This window comes from uncultured Caulobacter sp., assembly GCF_937900395.1.
Classification (GTDB): Bacteria; Pseudomonadota; Alphaproteobacteria; order Caulobacterales; family Caulobacteraceae; genus Caulobacter.
This window is the reverse complement of sequence record NZ_CALCDX010000101.1, coordinates 19,547-39,155: the sequence shown is the minus strand read 5'-3', so window position 1 is coordinate 39,155 and position 19,609 is coordinate 19,547. Positions and strand designations below refer to the sequence as shown.

The window sequence follows — 19,609 nt, the reverse complement described above, 5'->3', positions numbered from 1 at the left end:
ATCAACGGGCGGCCCATGCCGGTGACGCCCTTGGTAGGCAGAGCCCACCGTTTGCCATCGCAGAACGCCATGGCCATCGAGGTGTTGTAGCCCGCGTCGACGCAAACCATGGCCACGCGCGTGTCGCGCAGGTACTCGTCAAGGTCTTCCCAGGGGCCAGGCGTGGCGGTATCTCCGGGGAAAATCTGATGATCGAGAAGCCAACCCTCCTCGCCATCGCCCCAGGCGACAAGCGAGCATTCGAGGCGGTCCTTTTGCACGTCGACGCCGCCGGTGCGGCGGCGCACTTTGCGGGCGGCGAGCAGCGTGTCGAGGGTGTACGTTTCGACGCGTGCGAGGACGCTGGCGGCGTCGGCGCCATCGCCTTCTTCGCGCCAGACCTCGCCAAGGTACGTGTTCACGAAAGCCTTCAGCGCGGCGGTGTCGCCCTGTACGTCCACCCACTTCTGCGCGATCAACGGCTTGAAGCGGTTCTGCGCCTTGGTGAGCACCGCATCGGTGACGACGGCGCCGATGGTGGTGGCCGTGAGATTGACGCCCTTGGCCCTCAGCGCGATGTCGGATGCCGCGAAGTTCTGCGGCATGCCCTTGCCGCCGAACTCACCGTTCTGTTCGAACGGGGCCGACCAGAAATGCCGGCCGGTGCCGATAGTGGCCGAACCCATGGCATTGACGGCGACGATGGCCGCGATCCTGTGGCCGCTCGATGTTTCCGCGCTGGCCGAGCCGAGGCCGCCCTTGACCACGCCCGCCATCGCCCCCCGACCTGCGCCGACCGCGCCCAGTGGGAAGTCGGCGGCCGCGACCTCGACGGCCTTCATGCCGAGCTCGCGGTAAGGCGGCGAGAGACCCCAGGCCTTGTCGCCGCCGTTGCCCAGGTCATGCAGCGAGGCGGCCGGGACGATCGGGATAGCGGGCGAACCGGCCGCCAGCTTGACCCCGACGTCCCGGGCGGAGAGGGCGATCGCCGCACCGTCCGCCGCGCCTAGCCCGAACACCGAACCGCCCGACAGGCAGATGGCGTGGGCGCGGGAGAAGCTGTTCTCTGGGCGCAGCGTGTCGGTCTCGCGCACGGCCGGTCCGCCGCCGCGCACGTCGACCGCCGCCGTCCAGGCGTCGGGGCACAGCAGCACCGTCACGCCCGTGCGGACGGCCTCGTCTTCGACGCAACCCACGGTCAGGCCGGGGACGTCGGTGATCAGGTTGCGCGGGCCGGGACGAGGCATCGGGAATCTCCGTGGATTTCGATGCTAGACTGGTCGTCGCGAGACTGGAATTCGCTGTCGACGCCTGCTAGGAAGACCACCCTTCGCGTTGCGAAGCCTGCGGGCGTGGTGAAACTGGTAGACGCGCCGGACTCAAAATCCGGTTCCGAAAGGAGTGTCGGTTCGACCCCGACCGCCCGCACCATCTCTTTCTTCCTCTGAACGAAGCGCCGGTTTCGGCTTGAAAAAGACCTTTCGTGACCGCAGCATCGACGCTGATACCGGTGTCATTAAAAGCATCGGGGAGGAGACGTCATGACCGCGTTCAAGGGCTTCGGCGAGCTTTCGCGACCGATCGGGCGGCGAGTCGTGCTCGGCGGTCTCGCCGCGCTGCCGGCGGGGCTCGACGCCGCGGCGATGGGGCGGCGGCCACCGCGTGACACCCCCGATCAGACGCGCTGGACCTTCGATCGTCTGACCAACATCGGCGGCGTCGCCACGACCACCGAGGGCGATCCGCGCTTGGTCGACACGCCTTATGGAAAGGCGGTGCAGTTCGACGGCGTCGACGACCGTCTGGTGATCGACCGCCATCCGCTGGCGGGCATGTCCCAGTTCACCTTCGAAGCGCTGTTCCGGCCCGACGGCGGCGTCTTCGCCCAGCGCTGGTTCCACCTCAACGAGGAGGACATGACGCCCGGCGCGCCGCCTTCGGTCACGCGCATGCTGTTCGAGATCCGCGTCACCGGGGAGGCCTGGAGTCTCGACGCCTTCGCCACCGGCCCGGGCTACAAGCAGACCCTGCTGTTCCAGGACAAGACTTTCCCCGTCGGGCGGTGGTACTGGGTCGCCCAGAGCTATGACGGCAAGATGTATCGCGCCTTCGTCAACGGCCAGCTGCAGGGCGAGGCGGAGATCGCGTTCACGCCGCAAGGGCAGGGGCGCTCGTCGGTCGGCGCGCGGATGAACAAGATCGACTACTTCAAGGGCGCGGTGCGCGAGGCGCGTTTCACGCCGCGCGCTTTGGCGCCCGAAGCCTTGCTGCGCACGATCTAGGCGCGCGCGGTAGCGCAACCAGAACGACTCGTTCAGCGTGCGCAGCGCGTGAAAGCGGGAGAACGTGCATGTCCGAGCAGGTCTGGTTCATCACGGGGGCGTCGAGCGGCTTCGGCGAGGCCTTCGCCCGCTATGCGATTGCTCAGGGACACAAGGTGGTCGCCGCCGCCCGCAGCGTCGACAAGCTGGCGGCGCTCGCCGCCGAGGCGCCCGGCCAGGTGCTGGCCCAACCGCTGGACGTCACCAAGGCCGGCGACGCGGAGATCGCCATCAAGGCCGCGCTCGATCGCTTTGGCCGCATCGACGTGCTGATCAACAACGCGGGCTATGGCGTCGTCGGGGCGGTCGAGGAGACGCCGATGGCCGAATTGCGCGCCCAGATGGAGACCAACTTCTTTGGCGCGGTGGCGGTGACGCAAGCTGCTTTGCCGACGCTGCGGGTCCAGAAGTCGGGCGCAATCGTCAATATCTCCAGCCTGGGCGGCCAGCTTTCGATGCCAGGCTTCGGCGCCTATAGCGCCAGCAAATTCGCGCTGGAGGGGCTGTCGGAGGCGCTGGCGGGCGAGCTGGCGCCGTTCGGGATCAAGGTGCTGATCGTCGAGCCTGGCGCCTTCCGCACCAACCTGGCGTCTGGCGCCATGCGCCACATGCCGGCCAATCCCGCCTATGCGGAGACGGTGGGGCCGACCCGCGAATTCGCCCACGCCATGCATGACACCCAGCCCGGTGACCCGGCCAAGGCCGCCCAGGCGATCGCCAAGGCCTTGGCCGCCGAGGTCACGCCGCTGCGCCTGCAACTGGGCGCCGACGCGGTGGACATGGTTCGCAACCATGCCCAGAAGCTGCTGGCCGATCTCGAAGCTTGGACCCCGGTGGCGTTGGACACAACGTTCTAGAGACGCCGGGCCGCCTCGACCCGGTCGGTCAAGCCCTTGAGCAGGCTCCGTCCCTTCACCCAGGGACCATGGCCGGAGTCGACGTTGATGTGGCCGGCGCGGCCCAGGTCGACGAACTCGGAGCCCCAGCCGCGCGCGAAGGCTTCGGCGCGCTCGATCTCGACATAAGGGTCGTTGCGGCTGGCGACGACCAGGCTGGGGAAGGGCAGACGCTGGCGCGGGATCGGCGAGAAGCCGACCAGAAGACGACCTGCCGGCCCCTCGCGATTGACGTCGGCCGGTGCGACCAGCATCGCTCCGCCGACGCCGCGTCCGCCCGTGACCTGGGCGAAGTGGGCGACGAGGGCGCAGCCCAGGCTGTGCGCCACCAGGATCGCGCCCGGTCGCTGGCGCACCGCCTCGGCCAGGCTGATCGTCCAGTCGCCGAGCAGGGGGCGCTCCCAATCCTGCTGCTCGATGCGCTCGGCGTTGGGGAGCTCGCGCTCCCAATGGGTCTGCCAGTGATCGGGGCCGGAGTTGTAGAGGCCCGGGACAATCAGAATCGGCGGGCCGTCGGCGTCGTCGCGACGGTGGTGACGCGGCGTTTCGAAGGCGTGCGGGGCGGGGATCATGATGCGCTCGGGTCACGGGTGGCCGTCGAGCGCAGATGGCGCCTTTCGCGGCGTTCGCTCAATTCATATGAATTCGATAGGAATTAAGAAAAGCTGGGGCGAGACCGTCGTCTCACCCAAACGCGTCACCCGATCCGGTCGCCGCGATGTAGCGGATCGGGCAGGGGATCGCCGGACTTCACGAACTGCAGCGATACCGAGTTGATGCAGTAGCGCAGTCGAGTCGGCTCCGGGCCGTCGGGGAAGACGTGGCCCTGGTGGCTGTCGCAACGGGCGCAGCGGGTCTCGATGCGGACCATGCCGTAGGAGGTGTCGCGCACCCCGATCACATGGTCCTCGGCGAACGGCGCGTAGAAGCTGGGCCAGCCGGTGCCGCTCTCGAACTTGGTCTCGTGCTTGAACAGCGGCAGGCCGCAGAGGCGGCAGCAATAGACGCCGGGGTTCTTCTCGCCCAGCAGGCCGCCGCAGAACGGCGCCTCGGTGCCGTGATGGAGGAGGACGCGGGCCTCCTCGGCCGTCAGGTCGGCCTCCAGGCGTTCGCGTTCGGGCTCCGTCGGCGGGGTGAGATCGAAGCCGGCGGTTGAAAGGATGGCTGCGTCTGTCATGACAGCCAATGTAGGCGCTCACGCGCCGAACGGGTAGTTCCAGGAGTGATCATGACCGTCGCCGTCGCCTTTCTGCAGCCGGGTTGGGCCGATTGGGAGGCCGGTCCCGTGCTGGCCCTGCTGCGCGAGCACCTGAAGGTCCAGATCGAGATCGCCACCCCGACCGGTGATCCGGAGACCTCGATCGGCGGAATCCTGGCGGCCGCGGACTACCGCTTCGATGATCCGGTGCTCAGCGACGCCGACCTCTTCATCCTGATCGGCAGCGATGAATGGTCGAAGGGCGAAAACCCGGCGATCACGGTGCTGGTGCGTCAGGCCTTCGCCGACGGCAAGCCGGTGGCGGGCATATGCGCGGGCACGACGGCCCTGGCGCGCGCGGGCTTGTTCGAGGGCCGCCAGCACACCTCGAACGGCAAGGACTGGCTGGAGGGCGTCGTCCCCGGCTATGCGGGCTCGGAGCATTACCTGGACACGCCCAAGGCCGTCAGCAGCGGCAAGGTGGTCAGCGCCTCGGGCCTGGCGCCGGTGACGTTCGCCGCCGCGGTGGCGCGCCTTGTGGCGCCGGAAGCCGAGGAGATGATCGCCGGCTTCGAGGCTATGTTCGCGCGAGAGTTCTCCTAGCGGGAAATCTCTCAAAGATTGTAATTTACCGCTGCGCCCGCTATGCCTGTGAAGTGCGATAGGGGGCGATGGCATGGCGGATCCGTTTCCATCGGAGCGGGGGTCGGTCGAAGCGGCCGGACGGCTGAACGTCCGCCGGGACAAGCCTCGCACGACCTCTCACAAGGCGCGCGTCATCGAGGCGGGGACGCGTTTTCCCGTCAGGAACGCGGTGACGGGCGACCTCGTCTCTGGCGTCAGCCAGTGGTTCGATCTGGGCGGCGGCGAGTACGTCTGGGCGGGCGGCTGCCGCAATTTCCAGCCGCTGACCGAGGAGGACGCCGAACGTCCCGATCGCAGCCAGCTCCACGACTACGTCCCGCCGCGCTTCCAGATCGCCGACGGGGTCCGCCATCGCGTCCAAGGCCGACGGCCGAACGGCCTGGAAGGCTTGATCGTCCATTTCGACGCCTATCGCATCAAGAAGGCCGGCAACGGCGTCGAGGACTCCGACGCCCGCACCTCGGACATGATGCGGTCGGGTCAGGCCAACGGCTTTCACTACGGCGAAATCAGCCGCACCGGGACGATCTTCCTGCCTGAGAACTTCGAGTGGAGCGAGTGGGGCTCGCACGCCGGCGTCAGCCAGTGTCCGGTGACCCAGCGGACCGGGGTCTCGCGCTACTATGTCGGCTTCGAAATGAACAATCCTGGCCGCCTGTATGAAGCCCAGGAGGACGGCGTCTTCTGTCCTTGGTTCAACGCGGTCCGCGACGCCGCCGGCAATGTCGTGCTCGACGCGCGGGGGCGCTGCCAGCGGAAGTCGATCCACGACGAATGGTTCGCCGCCTCGGAGGTCCGCACGGTCGCGACAGACGGCAACATCAAGGCCGGGACCTATCTGCCCTACAGCTTCGACCAGTTCGAGGCGCTGACCAACCTGTGCCTGTATCTGGCCAAGACCTTCCCCGCGACCTTCAGCCTAGATCGCGTCCTGGGCCACGACGAGGTGGCGCCGACCCGCAAGAACGACCCGGGCGGAGCCTTGGCCGACCCCGCCCGCCTGATGACGATGGCCGCGTTCCGAGCCTATCTGAAGTCGCTTATTTGAGCGTCGCCGCGGCCGCGCGGGCCACGATCCCGTCCTCCGGCGCCGAACCGCCCGAGACGCCGATCGCGCCGACGATCTTGCCGTCGGCCAGCAAGAGCTCACCGCCCTCGATCGCCGTGGCGCCGGTGAAGATGGCGTTCAGCGTGCCGGCCTTCACCGCGTTCTGGAACTCGGAGGTCGGGCGGCGGAAGTTGGTGGCGGTCTGGGCCTTCTTCAGCGCCACCTCGCCCGAGCCGTACTGCGCCCCGTCCATTTTCTCGGAGAGCACGACCGCGCCGTTGGACTCGACCACGGTGATGACCATGGACCAGCCGTTCTTGCGCGCCTCGGTCTCGGCGGCGGCGACCACCGACTTGGCCTCGGCCAGGGTGATGACCCGAGCGGCATAGGCGGGATGGGCCGCGGGCGGGGCGACCGCTTGGGCCAGGGCGGGCCCGCCAGCCAGGCAGAGGCCGGCGGCGATCAGCGTCAGGGACTTTCTCATGGCAGCACGACCTCGTCGTTCAGGCGGGTGTTCTGGGGCTGGGTGGTTGTGATCCGCACACGCAGACCTTGAGCCTTCACGCCGGCGGGGATTTTCAGCTTCACCGAGGCGGCCTTGGGCAGCAAGTCCCGCGGCGCCTTCAGCGCGGGGGTCGGCGCGCTGGCCAGGACCTTGCCCGTCACGTCGACCAGCTCCAGCCTGGCCGGCGCGGCGTCCTGGGCGCCCAGGCTGTGGACGATCGCGGTCACGGCCGAGCCCTTCACTGTCACGTCGCCGCGTCCGACACCGAGATCGGCGCGCTTGGCGGGATCATCGCCCGCCTTCTCCAGCTTCATGTCGATGACGATCGTCTGGCGCGGCGCCAGCACGACCTGGGTCCCTAGGCTGCGCTCGAAGGCGACCGAGCGGCTCTGGGCCGCGCCGTCGATGGCGTCGTCGCCATTGGCGTCGAGGCCCTGAGTCAGGCTCCACTGACCCGGCGCGACGTTCCAGCCGGTCATGGTCGCCGTCACCGGCTTGTCGGTGGTGTTGTACGCCACGACCTTGAAGCTGGTCTTGGTCGCGTCCTTGACCAGCAGCGCTACGTCCGCGCCGTCAGCGTTGTCGAAGCGCCAGGAGACGACGTGGCCCGGCGTCATCTGGGTGCGCTTGTTGGCGATGCCGCCCAGGCGGGTGCGCTGCAGGTAGTCGGACGGCAACTCCACGCGGTCCGACCACCAGTGGCCTTCCGTGTGCATGTACATGTGCTGGGCGTTCCACTGGATTTCGTCCGCGTAGAGGTCCTCGAGGTACGCCTTGTCGCCGGTCAGCGACCAGGCCGCGTAACGCTCGAACGCGCCGCCCTTGGCCGCGGCCTTGACCAGGGCGTCCCTGTTAGGCTCGCCCAGCTTCATTTCCGTCAGGGCGTTCTCGTTGATCGACCCTAGCGACTTCAGGCCGCTCTTGCCGATCCGCCATTGGATCGGGACCAGGTACTTGGGATCGCCGGTCAGGCGGTAAGCGGCCCAGAACACCTGGAACGGGCCATCCGCGCCTGAGCCCTGCAGCACTGTGCCGCCACGCTCGGCGTCGGTGCGCCAGTTGATCTCGTTGGGGTACGAGCCGTCCGGCCGGACGTGCGCCAGATAGCCGTCGGCAAGGCCGATGATCGTCTCGCGCGCGGTCGGGTCGCCGTTGAAGTCGCTGATCAGGATCGACGGGTGGGTGACGCCGAACGAATAGGGCTTTTGCCACTCCCACGGACCTTCGCGGTACGAAATCTTGCCGCTGTACCAGTTGCTGTTGAAGTGGACGTGGCCGGCCGGGTTCTTGTCGACGACGCGGGGCAGGGCCTTCACCGTCGTGAACAGGCGCTCCACGGCCAGCGGGTCGCCATAGTTGACGTACATCGCTTCCGAATTGGAGTTGATGCCCTCTTCGTAGGCGTGCAGCTCGTCGGTCACGATGGTCGAGAGGCCATCGGTGAACATGCCGTTCTTGTAGACGGCGTCGGTCAGGCGGTTCAGCGAGTGGGTGATCTTGTCCGGCTGGACGCCCATCAAGGCCAGGCCTGGCCATTGCTGCAGAAGGTCGGTGTCGTCCGACAGGCCGCCGCCGAAGTCGCCGAAGTCGGCCTGGCGCTCGTCGATCCACCAGTTGACGTAATGGGAGACCAGCTTGAGGTCTTCCAGCTGACGGAAGGCCCATAGCGGCGTGTCGTCCTTGGGCTTGGGCTGTTCGAACGCCGGCCAGCCCTGGCTGCCATAGGTGATGTCGCCCCAGTACTCGCGGCCGATCTGGTTGTCGGGGTCGACGCGCAGCAGGTCGGAGATGTCGGCGTAAAGGCGACGATAGAGGCCCTGGCGCTTGGAGGTCGTGTGCTCCTCGACCAAGAAGGCCCAGTTGTCCTTCACTTGGTTCAGACGGTCGGCGATGTGTTCGACCTTGGCCCTGTCGCGGTCCTTCAGCACCAGGCGGATCTTGGCGCCGTCGAGGGCCTTGGGCCCGAAGTCGCTGCTGTCGGCGGCGAGGGTGAGATAGAGACTATCGGCGGTCAGGATGCGGTCGCGCAGGTCGAGCCAGACGGTGCGGGCCTCGCCGGCCTTCACCGAGACGCTGACGTCGATCATGTTGCGGCCTGGCCAGATCGGGTCCTTCACCTGGATGTTCAGCGGAATGATCGTTCCGGCCGCGCCGGGCAGGGCGGGAATGTCGATCGCGATCCCATCAAGGCCGTCGCGGGCGTTCTCCCAGCCATAGGCCCAGTTGCGGGCCAGCGGTTTGGCGGCCGGGGCGTCGCCGAAGCCCGACGGGATCAGGACGTGGACAATCGGCAGGCCCTTGGCAGCCAGATCGGTGGCGGGGCGGGGGCGGTTGGGCGCGCCCTCCGGAATGGCCACGACGGTGGCGCGTTCGCCCGCCGGGTGACGGCCGGTGATGTAGGCGTTGAGGTCGGCGAGGTTCAGATAGTCCGACGCCACGTCGGCGCGGACCGTGTAGCTCATCTTGAAGGCGTCTTTCGGCTCGCCGCCGGCGGAGACGTTATAGGCCCATAACTCCTGAATCGGCGTCTCTTGCGCCACGTTGGTGAAGGTCAGGACCCCGCCCTTCAGCGGCTGGGCCAGGGCGGTGACGGTGCGCTGCTGGTCCTTGGCGCGGGCGCCGACGCCGGTCGGCTTGTCGCCCGCCTTGGCCGACCAGGAGAGGGCGCCGTAGGCCGGGCCCTGGATCTCCAGGCGATTGATGGGCTCGTCGGGCAGGGTCAGCGTCAGGGCCTTGCCGCCGTCGACATAGACGTTCCAGTCCGGCAGCTGGAAATAGTCGTCGCGGCCGGGCAGGCGCGAGCGATTGTAGACGCCTGGCCAGGTCGTCTCCGGAATCCCGTCATTGGCGCGCCACATCCACTGCTTGATGTCCTTGGCGTCGGCGATCTCGACCTTGCGGATCGTCGTCTGGGCGTCGGCGAGGATCGGCGGCAGGTCCTTGTTCCAGCCGTAGCGCTGCTTCCAGGCGGCGTGGACGGCCGGATCGTCGAGCGTGGCGACGGGCGCGGCCAGGGTCGGCGCTTCGTTGCGGGCGAGAGCGGCGATGGCCGAGCCGTCCAGCGCCCGGTCGTAGACGCGCAGTTCGTCCAGATCGCCGCCGCGCGTGAAGTTGTAGCGGCTCTGCACCTGATGCGGCGCGATCACCCGGCCGGCGACGCCAAACTGGTCGAGGCCGGCGTCATAGACGGCCTTGGCCTCCTTCTTGGCGGCCAGCTTGCCGTCGACATAGAGCTGGACGCCCGTGGTTTCGTCCCAGGTGAAGGCCAGGTGCGTCCAGGCGTCCGGAGCGGGGGTCTTGTCGACCTTGAACGAGACCCGCGTGCGGGCGAGGCCGTTGTCGGTGACGAAGGCGTCGAAGCCGTGACCGTTCCAGTCGATCCGCAGGAACGCCATGTCCCAGCTGGAGTGATCGGCGTAACCGACGCGGAAGATCACGAACGGCGCAACGCCGACCGGATAGCCCGAGCGCCAGAAGAAGGAGAGCGTGCCGCGTTGGGCCAGGATGTTGCTGGGCGCGTTCCACGAGACGACGCCGTCGTCGGCGGCGCGAAAGCCCTTGTCGGCCTTGCCGTCGATCGGCGTGACCTTGTCGGCGAAGTTGGGGACGGGATCGCCTGCTGCGACGTCGGCGACGAGGCCCTTGTCGCCCGACAGCTTGAACAGCAAGCCTGGCTCGGCAGGGGTCTGGGCGGCGCTCGCCGCGTTGGCCAGGATCAGCGCGCAGGCCGAGCCCAGGAAAATCGCCTTCATGCAACAGTCTCCTCCGACTAGCGGCTATCCCGATTTTGGAAACCGGTGTCATTCCGCCCCCTGGGTGTAACGCCGTAAGGGCAGGCTTGCAAACCCGACAAGGCCTGATAGGCCATGCTGCAAAGCACAAAAATGGCGGGCGGAAGTTGCCGATGTTCACGAAAATCCTGATCGCCAACCGCGGCGAGATCGCCGTTCGGGTCATCAAGACCTGCCGCCGGCTGGGGATCGCCACGGTGGTGGTCTATTCCGACGCCGACGCCGGCAGCCTCGCCGTCGAGATGGCCGACGAGACCGTGCACATCGGCCCGTCGCCCGCCGCCCAGTCCTATCTCGTCGCCGACAAGATCATCGCCGCCTGCAAAGAGACGGGCGCCCAGGCCATCCACCCGGGCTTTGGCTTCCTGTCCGAGAACGCCGGCTTCGCCCAGCGCTGCGCGGACGAGGGCATCGTGTTCATCGGTCCCAACCCGGGCGCCATCCAGGCGATGGGCGACAAGATCGAGAGCAAGAAGTTCGCGGCCCAGGCTGGCGTCTCCTGCGTGCCGGGCCACATCGGCGAGATCGCCGACACGGCCGAGGCGGTGAAGATCTCCGAGCAGATCGGCTATCCGGTGATGATCAAGGCCTCGGCCGGCGGCGGCGGCAAGGGTATCCGCGTCGCCTGGACCCGCCAGGACGTCGAGGAAGGCTTCCCGGCCGTGCGCGCCGAGGCCAAGGCCAGCTTCGGCGACGACCGGATCTTCATCGAGAAGTTCATCGAAAGCCCGCGCCACATCGAGATCCAGGTGCTGGGCGACAAGCACGGCAACGTCGTCCACCTGTTCGAGCGCGAGTGCTCGATCCAGCGCCGCAACCAGAAGGTCATCGAGGAGGCCCCGTCGCCGCTGCTGGACGAGGCGACCCGCGCGGCCATGGGCGCCCAGGCCGTCGCCCTGGCCAAGGCGGTGAACTATGACTCAGCCGGCACGGTCGAGTTCGTCGCCGGCCAGGACAAGAGCTTCTTCTTCCTGGAGATGAACACCCGCCTGCAGGTCGAGCATCCGGTCACCGAGCTGATCACCGGCCTCGATCTGGTCGAGCAGATGATCCGCTCGGCCTGGGGCGAGACGCTCGCGTTCAAGCAAGAGGATCTCAAGATCAACGGCTGGGCCATCGAGAGCCGCATCTACGCCGAGGATCCGTACCGCAAGTTCCTGCCCAGCATCGGCCGCCTCGTGCGCTACGACCCGCCGGCGGAAGGCGACAAGGGCGCGTACAAGGTCCGCAACGACGCCGGCGTCCGCGAGGGCGACGAGATCTCGATGTACTACGACCCGATGATCTCCAAGCTCTGCACCTGGGGACCGACCCGGAGCGCGGCGATCGACGGCATGGGCCGGGCGCTGGAGGACTTCCACATCGAGGGCCTGGGCCAGAACATCCCGTTCCTGGCCGCGGTGATGGACCAGGCGCGGTTCGGCTCGGGCAAGATTTCGACCAACTACATCAAGGACGAGTTCCCCGAGGGCTTCGCCGGGGTCGACCCGACGCCCGCCCAGCTGGACATCCTGACCGCCGTCGGCGCGGCCATGCAGCGCGTCTACGCCGCCCGCGCGCGGTCCTACGCCTCGGGTCTGGTGTCGGCGCCCCGCGATGAGTGGGTCGTCTCCGTCGGCCATGAGAAGCGTCGGGTGAAGGTGGCCGGAGAGGGCGACATCACCGTTGAGCTGCTCGACGAGGGTCGCGTCCTGGCCCTGACCGACATCGACTGGCGTCCGGGCAGGCCGGTGTTCAAGGCGGCGCTGGACGGCAAGGCCTTCACGGCGCAGGTCACGCCCGCCGCCGAGGGCTTCACGATCCGCCACCGCGCCGCCAAGGCCCGGGTGCTGGTCCTGACCCCGCGCTCGGCCGATCTCCACGACAAGCTGCCCGAGAAGCAGGCCGCCGACACCTCCAAGCTCGTGCTCTCGCCCATGCCGGGCCTGGTGGTCTCGATGGACGTCACCGCCGGCCAGCAGGTCCGCGAGGGCGAGGTGGTCTGCGTGCTCGAGGCCATGAAGATGCAGAACATCATCCGCGCCGAGCGCGACGGCGTGGTCAAGGCCGTCAACGCCAAGGGCGGCGACCCCGTCGCCGCCGACGAGGTGCTGGTGGAGTTCGCCTGATGGAAACGGCCCTCCCCCCGTCGACGCCGCTAGCCGCACCTTGGCGCGTGGCTCCCATCCACCAAGCCGCGCGCCAGCTTGGCGTCACGTCCCGGACCTTGCGCCACTACGAAGACAAAGGCCTGGTCCGAGCGCATCGTCTGGCTGGCGGCGTTCGCGCCTACGATCCCCATGCCTTCGAAACCTTGAGGACTGTGGTCGCCCTGCGCGAGGTGGGCCTACCGATCGCCGCGATCCGCCGCCTGATGGCGCTGCGCTCCAATCCGGCCGCGCAGAAGCGCGAGCTTGGCCTGGCTTTGGCGATGATCCTGGAGGACCGCAAGCGCGACGTCGCCCGCCTGCAGACGATGCTCGATACCATCGGCAGTGATCCGGCCGAGCCGCCGTTCGCCGATCACGGAGCTGGCGGGCAGGAGAGCAGCGCCCCCCCGGCCAGCCCGCTATGATCTCCCGCCAAGACTATGCCGGACCGATCACCAAGTCGGCGGAGGCGATGTTCGCCAGAGCCGAACGCCAAGCGCGCCGCGCGCGCGGGGAGGCCGCAGCTCCCTCCCCCGCCTCGCCCGTCGCTCGCTTGCTCGCCAAGCTCGGCCTCTCCACCTCGACGCTGCGGCGTTGGGAGGACGCCGGGGTCGTCGCGTTCGAGCGTAGGGCCGGTCGCCGCCTTCCCACGGACGAAGCCCTGGAGCGCGTTCGCCTGGTCGCGCATATGCGACGCGAGGGATTTTCTGTTCGGGAGATCGCCTGGTGCTCGCCATCCGTTCCGCCGAGCCTAGAGCACCTGCGGGCGGCGTTGGACGCACGATTGACCCATCGATAAGGGCTTGCGTGGCGAAGAGGCGTTCATGCGAAAGCCCTCTGGTCGGCGTGTTGACTGGATCGATCGACCGCCAACGCGGCGACCTCGCCCACGACAATCAGCAGCGGCCCGCCTCCCCTTCGAAGGGGAGCGGCGCCCAAATCGGCCAGGGTCATCTCCGTCAGCCGCGCATGCGGCGCGCCGGCGTTCTCGACGGCCGCCACGGGCGTGCTGGCGGTGCGGCCTTCGGCCATCAGCGCCCGGGCCAAGGCCGGCGCGGCCTCGGCGCCCATATAAACGGCCACCGTCGCCTCGGGATCACCGCCGATCCGCCAGTCGCCCGCCATGGCGCCGTCCTCGACGCGCGCCGTGGTGAAGACGACGCGTCGCGCTTCGCCGCGATGGGTCAGCGGGAAGCCGAACTGCGCGGCGGCGGCGCAGGCGGCGGTGACCCCGGGCACCACCTCGGTCTCGACGCCAAAGCGGTTCAGGAACGCCATCTCCTCCCCCACGCGCCCGAAGATCGAGGGGTCTCCGCCCTTCAGGCGCACGACTTGCAGACCTCGGCGCGCCAGGCGCAGCATCAGGCGATTGATCTCGTCCTGCTTCATGCTGGGCTTGCCGGCGCGCTTGCCGGTCTGGATCCGGACGCAGCCCGGCGGCGCCAGCGCGACGGCCTCTTCGGAGCACAGGGCGTCGTAGAGCAAGGCCCCCGCGCTCTCGACCGCGCGCACGGCGCGAACCGTCATGAGATCTGCCGGGCCGGGTCCGGCGCCAACCAGCAGCACCTTGCCGAGCTTGTTCTCAACCAGCATGGACGGGCTCCTTGGGCGTTATGAGGAAGGCGTTGATCAGGCGCGTGATTTCGGGACGGCAGGATCCGCAGTTGGTCCCCGCCCCCGTCGCCCCGCCAACGGCGTCGGCTGTGTCCGCGCCCGCGGCGATCGCGGCGGAGACAGCCTTGGCCCCAACCTTCAGGCAGGCGCAGACCATCGGCCCCTTGTCGGCCGGCGCGCCTAGCGGACGCCCGAACAGCAGGGCCGAGCGCGCTTCGGCCGTCAGATCCGCCTGGAACAGATCAACCAGCCAGTCCCGAGGCGGCAGGCGGCCGGTCGTTGTCATGTAAAGAACGGCGACCAGGCGGTCGCCCTCCACCCAGGCTTCCCGACGGGCGCCGGTGGCGGCGTCTTCGTAGGTGACGAGTTCGCCGGCCAGCCTCTTGGTCAGGACCTTGCGGAGGGCGTCGCGCTCGACAGCGTCGCCCCGGCCGGCGAACTCGTGCTGCTGGCAGGCGTCTTGGGGGATACGCCGCCAGACAAGATCCGCCCCGAGCGGGGACTTGAGGGCGGATCGACTCAAGAAGAAGCCCTTCCAGGTCTCGCGATAAGGTCGCACGCGAGCGGGGGTGTGCTTGAACTCCGGCTGACCCGAGGTCGGGTCGATGTTCGGCGACACCAGACTGTTGGCGCGCCCAGACGGCGCGAAGGCGTCGGTCCAGTGCATGGGCACGAACAGCGAGCCACGACGCTGGCGATCGCTGACCTTGGCGACGACCACCGCCTCGGCTCGCGCGGTCGTCACCCTGGCCAAGGCGCCGTCCTTTAGGCCCAAGGCTTCCGCGTCGTCCGGATGGATTTCGACATAGGGCTCGGGGGCGTGGCGACAGAGATCCGGGGCCAGCCCCGTTCGGGTCATGGTGTGCCACTGGTCGCGGATGCGCCCGGTGTTGAGCGACATCGGGAAGGCCGCGCTGGTCGCCTCGGCGGGCCCCTTCGGCGCGACCGCAACCATGCGGGCGCGGCCGTCCGGCGTCTGGAAACGACCATCGGCGAACAGGCGAGGCGTCCCCTCGCCGCCCGACAGCACGGGCCATTGGATCGGCGAGAGGTTGTCGTAGGCCTGCGGGGTCAGAGCCGACAGGCCCGTCAAGTTCAGGAAGCGATCGCGATTTTCATAGGCCGTGAGACGCGCCCACTCGCGAAACACCGCCGCGTTGCTGGCCCAACCGAAGCCGTCGAAGCCCATGGCGCTGGCGACGTCGGCCATGATCTTCCAGTCCGCGCGAGCTTGGCCCGGCGCGGGGAACAGGGCCCGCTGGCGCGAGATGCGGCGCTCGGAGTTGGTGACCGTGCCGTCCTTCTCGCCCCAGGCCAGGGCCGGCAGCTTGACGTGGGCGAAGGCCGTCGTGTCGGTCTCCACGCAGTCAGAGACCACGACAAACGGGCACGCCGCGAGGGCTTCGCGGACCGCGCCGCTGGCTGGCAGGCTGACCGCGGGATTGGTGGCCATCACCCAGATCGCCTTGATCCGTCCGTCCCTGACGGCCTCGAACATTTCGACGGCCTTGAGCCCCGGCGCGCGGGCGGTGTCAGGCGCGCCCCAGAAGCGGGCGACGCGGTCGCGATCCTCGGGCGCGAAGTCCATGTGCCCGGCCAGGGTGTTGGCCATGCCGCCCGTCTCGCGTCCGCCCATGGCGTTGGGCTGGCCGGTGATCGAGAACGGGCACGCGCCCGGCTTGCCTATGCGGCCGGTCGCGAGGTGGGCGTTGATGATCGCGAGCCCCTTGGCCACGCCCTGAGAGGACTGATTGGCGCCCATGGAAAAGAGGCTGACGGTTCGCTCGGTCGCGGCGAACAGGTCATAGAACGTCCGCAGGTCCCCGCTCGCGACGCCGCAATCGGCGGCGACGGCGCCAAGCGATTGGTCGTTTTCGGCGAGCGCGGCGACGACTTGCTCAAAGCCGTTCACGTGACTGGCGATGTAGTCGCGGTCGATCGCTCCCCGCCGGATCAGGTCCGCGAGCAAGCCACTCCAGAGACGCACGTCGCTCTGCGGGGCGATGGCCAGATGTAGGTCCGCGCCTTCGGCCGTGTCGGTGCGGCGCGGATCGATCACCACGTGCTTCTGGCCCCGCGCCCTGGCCTGCTCCATGCGCCGGAACAGCACCGGATGGGTCCAGGCGGCGTTGTGGCCGCTGAAGACGACCAGATCCGCCACGTCCAGGTCCTCGTAGCAGCCCGGCACGAGGTCTGCGCCGAAGGCCTGCTTGTGGGCGGCGACAGCCGACGCCATGCACAGGCGGCTGTTGGTGTCGATGTTGCCCGAGCCGATGAAGCCCTTCATCAGCTTGTTGGCGACGTAATAGTCCTCGGTCAGCAGCTGGCCGGAAACGTAGAACGCCACGCTGTCTGGGCCGTGTCGGGCGATCGTCTCCCGGAAACGCCGCGCCACCAGCGCCGTGGCTTCGCTCCAGCTCGCGCTCTTGCCGTGGATCGTCGGTTCCAGCAGCCGGCCTTCCAGGCCCACGGTGGCGCCGAGGGCCGAGCCCTTGGAGCACAGCCGGCCCGCGTTCGCCGGATGCGCCCCGTCGCCGGTGATCAGGACCGAGCGCCCCTCCCCCACCGCGCCCGCGACGCCGCATCCCACGCCGCAATAGGCGCAGGTCGTCTTGACGCTTCGCAGGGCGGCGGAGCCGTCGGCCATCGTCAGTCCGCCGCCACGGGCTGAGCGAGCAGGACGCGGCCGTCCTTGACGCGCACCGGCACGATGGGCGTGCAGCCCTTGCCGGCGTCGGCGCCGGTGGGCTGGCCGGTGGCTAGGTCGATGACCCAGCTGTGCAGCGGACAGGTCACGCCGTGGCCGTGGACGATGCCTTGGCTCAGGGGGCCGTGCTTGTGCGGACAGCGGTCGACCAGGGCGAAGACCTGTCCGTCGCCGGTGCGGAAGACGGCGACGTCGCCCTGGGCCGTGGCCACCCTACGCGCGCCGCGCTCGGGGATATCGGCCACGGCGCCGACATCGCGCCAGTCGGGGTCAATGTGCGCCTGAAGGGTCATTCGGCCGCCATCTCCATCGGAAGGGTCGCCATCGGCGCGAACTCGCCGGCCGCCACGCCGCCGGTCGCACGCTCGGCCCAGGGATCGATCTGGGCGGTCTCCTGCGACTTCACGAAGCGGGTGAAGAGCGCAGCGCGGCTGTCGAGGTCGTCCACCGTCGCCGCGCGGATCGCGTCGAGACCGATCCGCGCCATCCACTTGTAGATGCGCTCCAGGTACCAGCCGCCTTCGCGGTACATCTGCATGACCGCGGCGATCACCGCGATCGCCTCGTCCTCGGTCGCGACCTTGGTCAGCAGCTGCGTTCCCTGGATATGCAGGCCCGCGGCGCCGCCGACGTGGATCTCGTAGCCGCTGTCGACGCAGATCACGCCGATGTCCTTGCAGGTCGACTCCGCGCAGTTGCGAGGGCAGCCCGACACGGCCAGCTTGACCTTGGCCGGCGCCCACGAGCCCCACATGAACTTCTCGAGCTTGATCCCGAGGCCCGTGGAGTCCTGGGTGCCGAACCGGCACCAGTCGCTGCCCACGCAGGTCTTCACCGTACGCAGCCCCTTGGCGTAGGCGTGCCCGCTGACCATGCCGGCGGCGTTGAGGTCGGCCCACACGGCCGGGAGGTCGTCCTTCCTGACGCCCAGAAGATCGATACGCTGGCCGCCCGTCACCTTCACGGCCGGAATGGCGTACTTGTCGGCGACGTCAGCGATGGCCCGCAGCTCGGCGGGGCTGGTCATGCCGCCCCACATCCGCGGCACGACCGAATAGGTCCCGTCCTTCTGGATGTTGGCGTGGACGCGTTCGTTGATGAAGCGCGATTGGCTGTCATCCACGTACTCGCCCGGCCAGGCGCACAGCAGGTAGTAGTTCAGGGCCGGGCGGCACGAGGCGCAGCCGTCGGGCGTGGTCCACTCCATCGCCTGGAAGACGGCGGGCATGGACTTCAGGTCGAGCTCGACGATCGCCTTGCGCACCTCGCCATGCGGATGATGCGTGCACTTGCACATCGGCTTGGGCCCGGTCTGGGCCTTGAAGTCGTCGCCCAGCGACAGGCGAAGGACCTGCTCCACCAGCGGCGTGCAGGATCCGCACGAGGCCGAGGCCTTGGTGACGGCCCGGACATCGTCCAGCGTGGTCAGGCCCTGGCTCGTGATGGCCGAGGTGATCGCCCCTTTGCAGACGCCGTTGCAGCCGCAGATTTCCTGCGTGTCGGGCATGGCCGCAACGGCCGCGCTAGGGTCCAGGCCCGAGAGCCCCTCCGTAATGGCCTGCCCGAAGATCAGGGTCTCGCGGATCTCGGCGACATCGGTCCCCGCCTTCATCAGGTCGAAGTACCAGCCGCCGTCGGCCGCATCGCCGAACAGCACCGCGCCGGCGACCTTGCCGTCCTCGATGACCACCCGCTTGTAGACGCCGCGCGCCGCGTCGCGGAACACGATGTCCTCGCACCCCTCGCCGCCGGCGAACTTGCCGGCCGAGAAGACGTCGACGCCCGAGACCTTCAGGCGGGTCGAGAGAACCGAGCCTTGGTAAGCTCCCCGCCCCTCCGTCAGCGCCTCGGCCAGCGCCCGGCACATGTCCCAGATGGGAGCGACCAGACCGTAGCAATTCCCGCGATGCTCGACGCATTCGCCGACGGCGAACACGGCCGGATCGGAGGCGCGCATGGCGTCATCGACGATGACCCCGCGATTGACCTGCAGACCGGCCGCCTTGGCGAGGGCGGCGTTCGGGCGAATGCCGACGGCCATGACCAGCAGGTCGCACGGCAGGACGCGACCGTCCTTCAGCCTGAGCCCAGCGACCTTGCCATCGTCGCCAACGATCTCTTCGGAGTGCGCGCCCAGCACGGTCTCCACGCCCCGTTCGGCCAACGCCTCGCGCAGCAGGTAGCCGGCGCTTTCGTCCAGCTGGCGCTCCATCAGCACGTCCATCAGGTGGACGACCGTGGCGCGCATGCCGCGGCGGGCCAGGCCATAGGCGGCCTCAAGACCCAACAGGCCCCCGCCGATAACCACGGCGCGAGCGTCCGGCTTGCCGGAAGCCTCGACCATCGCCTCGACGTCGTCGAGGTCGCGGAAGGTGACGACGCCCTTGAGGTCGCTCCCCGGCAGCGGCAGTCGGAACGGGTCCGAGCCGGTCGCGAGGATCAGCTTGTCGTAGCCGACCTCCAGACCGCCCTCGGCGACCACCTTGCGGCTTTCCAGGTCGACCGCCGTGACGGCGCGGCCGGCGTGCAGGGTGATGGCGTTGTCGCGGTACCAGGCCTCGTCGTTGATGACGATGTCATCGAAGGTCTTTTCACCCGCCAGCACCGGCGACAGCATGATCCGGTTGTAGTTCACCCGCGGCTCGGCGCCGAAGATGGTGACGTCGTAGCGGGAGGGATCGCGCTTGAGCACTTCCTCCACCGCCCGGCAGCCGGCCATGCCGTTGCCGATGACGACAAGACGTTCTCTCGTCATGGGTTATCTCGCTTGTCGGAG

At 68.6% G+C, this 19,609-nt stretch carries 15 protein-coding genes, 1 tRNA gene and 1 pseudogene; 8 read left to right on the top strand and 9 right to left on the bottom strand.

From position 1 onward, the window contains the following. The coding region (locus tag Q0379_RS08935; RefSeq protein ID WP_299007256.1) for a terminase gpA endonuclease subunit at positions 1–1,226 on the bottom strand (1,226 nt) is incomplete at its 3' end. 99 nt (positions 1,227–1,325) lie between these two features. Between Q0379_RS08935 and Q0379_RS08930 the strand changes: the two genes are divergently transcribed. The 3 genes from Q0379_RS08930 (at position 1,326) to Q0379_RS08920 (ending at position 3,157) form a co-directional block, all read left to right on the top strand. Further along, positions 1,326–1,410 (top strand) — tRNA-Leu (locus tag Q0379_RS08930). A 110-nt stretch (positions 1,411–1,520) separates the two neighbouring features. Then, positions 1,521–2,261 (top strand): LamG-like jellyroll fold domain-containing protein, encoded by a 741-nt coding sequence (locus tag Q0379_RS08925; protein WP_299007254.1) that lies wholly within the window; start codon positions 1,521–1,523, stop codon positions 2,259–2,261. A 68-nt stretch (positions 2,262–2,329) separates the two neighbouring features. Further along, positions 2,330–3,157 carry an oxidoreductase gene (locus tag Q0379_RS08920; protein WP_299007252.1) on the top strand — a complete coding sequence of 276 codons (828 nt, stop codon included), beginning with the start codon at positions 2,330–2,332 and terminating at the stop codon, positions 3,155–3,157. Here the strand turns inward: Q0379_RS08920 and Q0379_RS08915 are convergent. Beyond that, positions 3,154–3,768 carry an alpha/beta hydrolase gene (locus tag Q0379_RS08915; RefSeq protein WP_299007250.1) on the bottom strand — a complete coding sequence of 205 codons (615 nt, stop codon included), beginning with the start codon at positions 3,766–3,768 and terminating at the stop codon, positions 3,154–3,156. The genes Q0379_RS08920 and Q0379_RS08915 overlap by 4 nt on opposite strands. 125 nt (positions 3,769–3,893) lie before the next feature. After that, the gene (gene msrB, locus Q0379_RS08910; protein WP_299007247.1) at positions 3,894–4,373 is read right to left on the bottom strand and encodes a peptide-methionine (R)-S-oxide reductase MsrB; all 480 of its coding nucleotides are present in this window, start codon (positions 4,371–4,373) and stop codon (positions 3,894–3,896) included. 51 nt (positions 4,374–4,424) lie between these two features. Here msrB and Q0379_RS08905 point away from each other — a divergent pair, with 51 nt between their 5' ends. Together Q0379_RS08905 and Q0379_RS08900 are read left to right on the top strand one after the other, a co-directional pair. Then, on the top strand, positions 4,425–4,997 hold the full coding sequence (locus Q0379_RS08905; protein WP_299007245.1) for a type 1 glutamine amidotransferase family protein: 573 nt from the start codon (positions 4,425–4,427) through the stop codon (positions 4,995–4,997). Between the two features lie 73 nt (positions 4,998–5,070). Continuing rightward, the gene (locus Q0379_RS08900; RefSeq protein ID WP_299007243.1) at positions 5,071–6,087 is read left to right on the top strand and encodes an N-acetylmuramoyl-L-alanine amidase; all 1,017 of its coding nucleotides are present in this window, start codon (positions 5,071–5,073) and stop codon (positions 6,085–6,087) included. On the opposite strand, the gene Q0379_RS08895 is transcribed toward Q0379_RS08900, so the two are convergent. Continuing rightward, complete coding sequence (locus tag Q0379_RS08895) at positions 6,080–6,571, bottom strand: heme-binding protein (RefSeq protein WP_299007241.1); 492 nt, start codon at positions 6,569–6,571, stop codon at positions 6,080–6,082. The genes Q0379_RS08900 and Q0379_RS08895 overlap by 8 nt on opposite strands. After that, a pseudogene (locus tag Q0379_RS08890) lies at positions 6,568–10,474 on the bottom strand (LamG-like jellyroll fold domain-containing protein). The gene Q0379_RS08895 and the pseudogene Q0379_RS08890 overlap by 4 nt, the downstream one beginning before the upstream one ends. A gap of 22 nt (positions 10,475–10,496) precedes the next feature. Here Q0379_RS08890 and Q0379_RS08885 point away from each other — a divergent pair. Genes Q0379_RS08885 through Q0379_RS24175 form a run of 3 tightly spaced genes read left to right on the top strand, consistent with a single transcriptional unit; the run spans position 10,497 to position 13,311 of the window. Next, on the top strand, positions 10,497–12,491 hold the full coding sequence (locus Q0379_RS08885) for an acetyl/propionyl/methylcrotonyl-CoA carboxylase subunit alpha (protein ID WP_299007239.1): 1,995 nt from the start codon (positions 10,497–10,499) through the stop codon (positions 12,489–12,491). Beyond that, the gene (locus tag Q0379_RS08880) at positions 12,491–12,937 is read left to right on the top strand and encodes a MerR family transcriptional regulator (RefSeq protein ID WP_299007237.1); all 447 of its coding nucleotides are present in this window, start codon (positions 12,491–12,493) and stop codon (positions 12,935–12,937) included. Before Q0379_RS08885 ends, Q0379_RS08880 begins: the two co-directional genes overlap by 1 nt. Beyond that, complete coding sequence (locus Q0379_RS24175) at positions 12,934–13,311, top strand: MerR family transcriptional regulator (RefSeq protein WP_366519309.1); 378 nt, start codon at positions 12,934–12,936, stop codon at positions 13,309–13,311. Before Q0379_RS08880 ends, Q0379_RS24175 begins: the two co-directional genes overlap by 4 nt. A 23-nt stretch (positions 13,312–13,334) precedes the next feature. Here the strand turns inward: Q0379_RS24175 and cobA are convergent, their stop codons facing one another. The 4 genes from cobA to nirB are packed head-to-tail and all read right to left on the bottom strand — an operon-like array spanning position 13,335 to position 19,588. Further along, complete coding sequence (gene cobA, locus Q0379_RS08875) at positions 13,335–14,105, bottom strand: uroporphyrinogen-III C-methyltransferase (protein WP_299007235.1); 771 nt, start codon at positions 14,103–14,105, stop codon at positions 13,335–13,337. Then, on the bottom strand, positions 14,095–16,773 hold the full coding sequence (locus Q0379_RS08870; protein ID WP_299007233.1) for a nitrate reductase: 2,679 nt from the start codon (positions 16,771–16,773) through the stop codon (positions 14,095–14,097). Before Q0379_RS08870 ends, cobA begins: the two co-directional genes overlap by 11 nt. Positions 16,774–16,775: 2 nt before the next feature. Beyond that, on the bottom strand, positions 16,776–17,126 hold the full coding sequence (gene nirD / locus Q0379_RS08865) for a nitrite reductase small subunit NirD (protein ID WP_299007230.1): 351 nt from the start codon (positions 17,124–17,126) through the stop codon (positions 16,776–16,778). Then, on the bottom strand, positions 17,123–19,588 hold the full coding sequence (nirB, locus tag Q0379_RS08860; RefSeq protein ID WP_299007227.1) for a nitrite reductase large subunit NirB: 2,466 nt from the start codon (positions 19,586–19,588) through the stop codon (positions 17,123–17,125). Before nirB ends, nirD begins: the two co-directional genes overlap by 4 nt. Positions 19,589–19,609: the final 21 nt, after the last annotated feature.

Excerpts from the sequence above, each read along its gene's own strand:
- cobA (WP_299007235.1), bottom strand. The coding sequence starts at position 14,105 with ATGCTGGTTGAGAACAAGCTCGGCAAGGTGCTGCTGGTTGGCGCCGGA.
- msrB (WP_299007247.1), bottom strand. The coding sequence starts at position 4,373 with ATGACAGACGCAGCCATCCTTTCAACCGCCGGCTTCGATCTCACCCCG.
- Q0379_RS08905 (WP_299007245.1), top strand. The coding sequence starts at position 4,425 with ATGACCGTCGCCGTCGCCTTTCTGCAGCCGGGTTGGGCCGATTGGGAG.
- nirB (WP_299007227.1), bottom strand. The coding sequence starts at position 19,588 with ATGACGAGAGAACGTCTTGTCGTCATCGGCAACGGCATGGCCGGCTGC.
- Q0379_RS08885 (WP_299007239.1), top strand. The coding sequence starts at position 10,497 with ATGTTCACGAAAATCCTGATCGCCAACCGCGGCGAGATCGCCGTTCGG.
- Q0379_RS08895 (WP_299007241.1), bottom strand. The coding sequence starts at position 6,571 with ATGAGAAAGTCCCTGACGCTGATCGCCGCCGGCCTCTGCCTGGCTGGC.
- Q0379_RS08870 (WP_299007233.1), bottom strand. The coding sequence starts at position 16,773 with ATGGCCGACGGCTCCGCCGCCCTGCGAAGCGTCAAGACGACCTGCGCC.
- Q0379_RS08880 (WP_299007237.1), top strand. The coding sequence starts at position 12,491 with ATGGAAACGGCCCTCCCCCCGTCGACGCCGCTAGCCGCACCTTGGCGC.
- Q0379_RS08915 (WP_299007250.1), bottom strand. The coding sequence starts at position 3,768 with ATGATCCCCGCCCCGCACGCCTTCGAAACGCCGCGTCACCACCGTCGC.
- Q0379_RS24175 (WP_366519309.1), top strand. The coding sequence starts at position 12,934 with ATGATCTCCCGCCAAGACTATGCCGGACCGATCACCAAGTCGGCGGAG.
- nirD (WP_299007230.1), bottom strand. The coding sequence starts at position 17,126 with ATGACCCTTCAGGCGCACATTGACCCCGACTGGCGCGATGTCGGCGCC.
- Q0379_RS08900 (WP_299007243.1), top strand. The coding sequence starts at position 5,071 with ATGGCGGATCCGTTTCCATCGGAGCGGGGGTCGGTCGAAGCGGCCGGA.
- Q0379_RS08920 (WP_299007252.1), top strand. The coding sequence starts at position 2,330 with ATGTCCGAGCAGGTCTGGTTCATCACGGGGGCGTCGAGCGGCTTCGGC.
- Q0379_RS08925 (WP_299007254.1), top strand. The coding sequence starts at position 1,521 with ATGACCGCGTTCAAGGGCTTCGGCGAGCTTTCGCGACCGATCGGGCGG.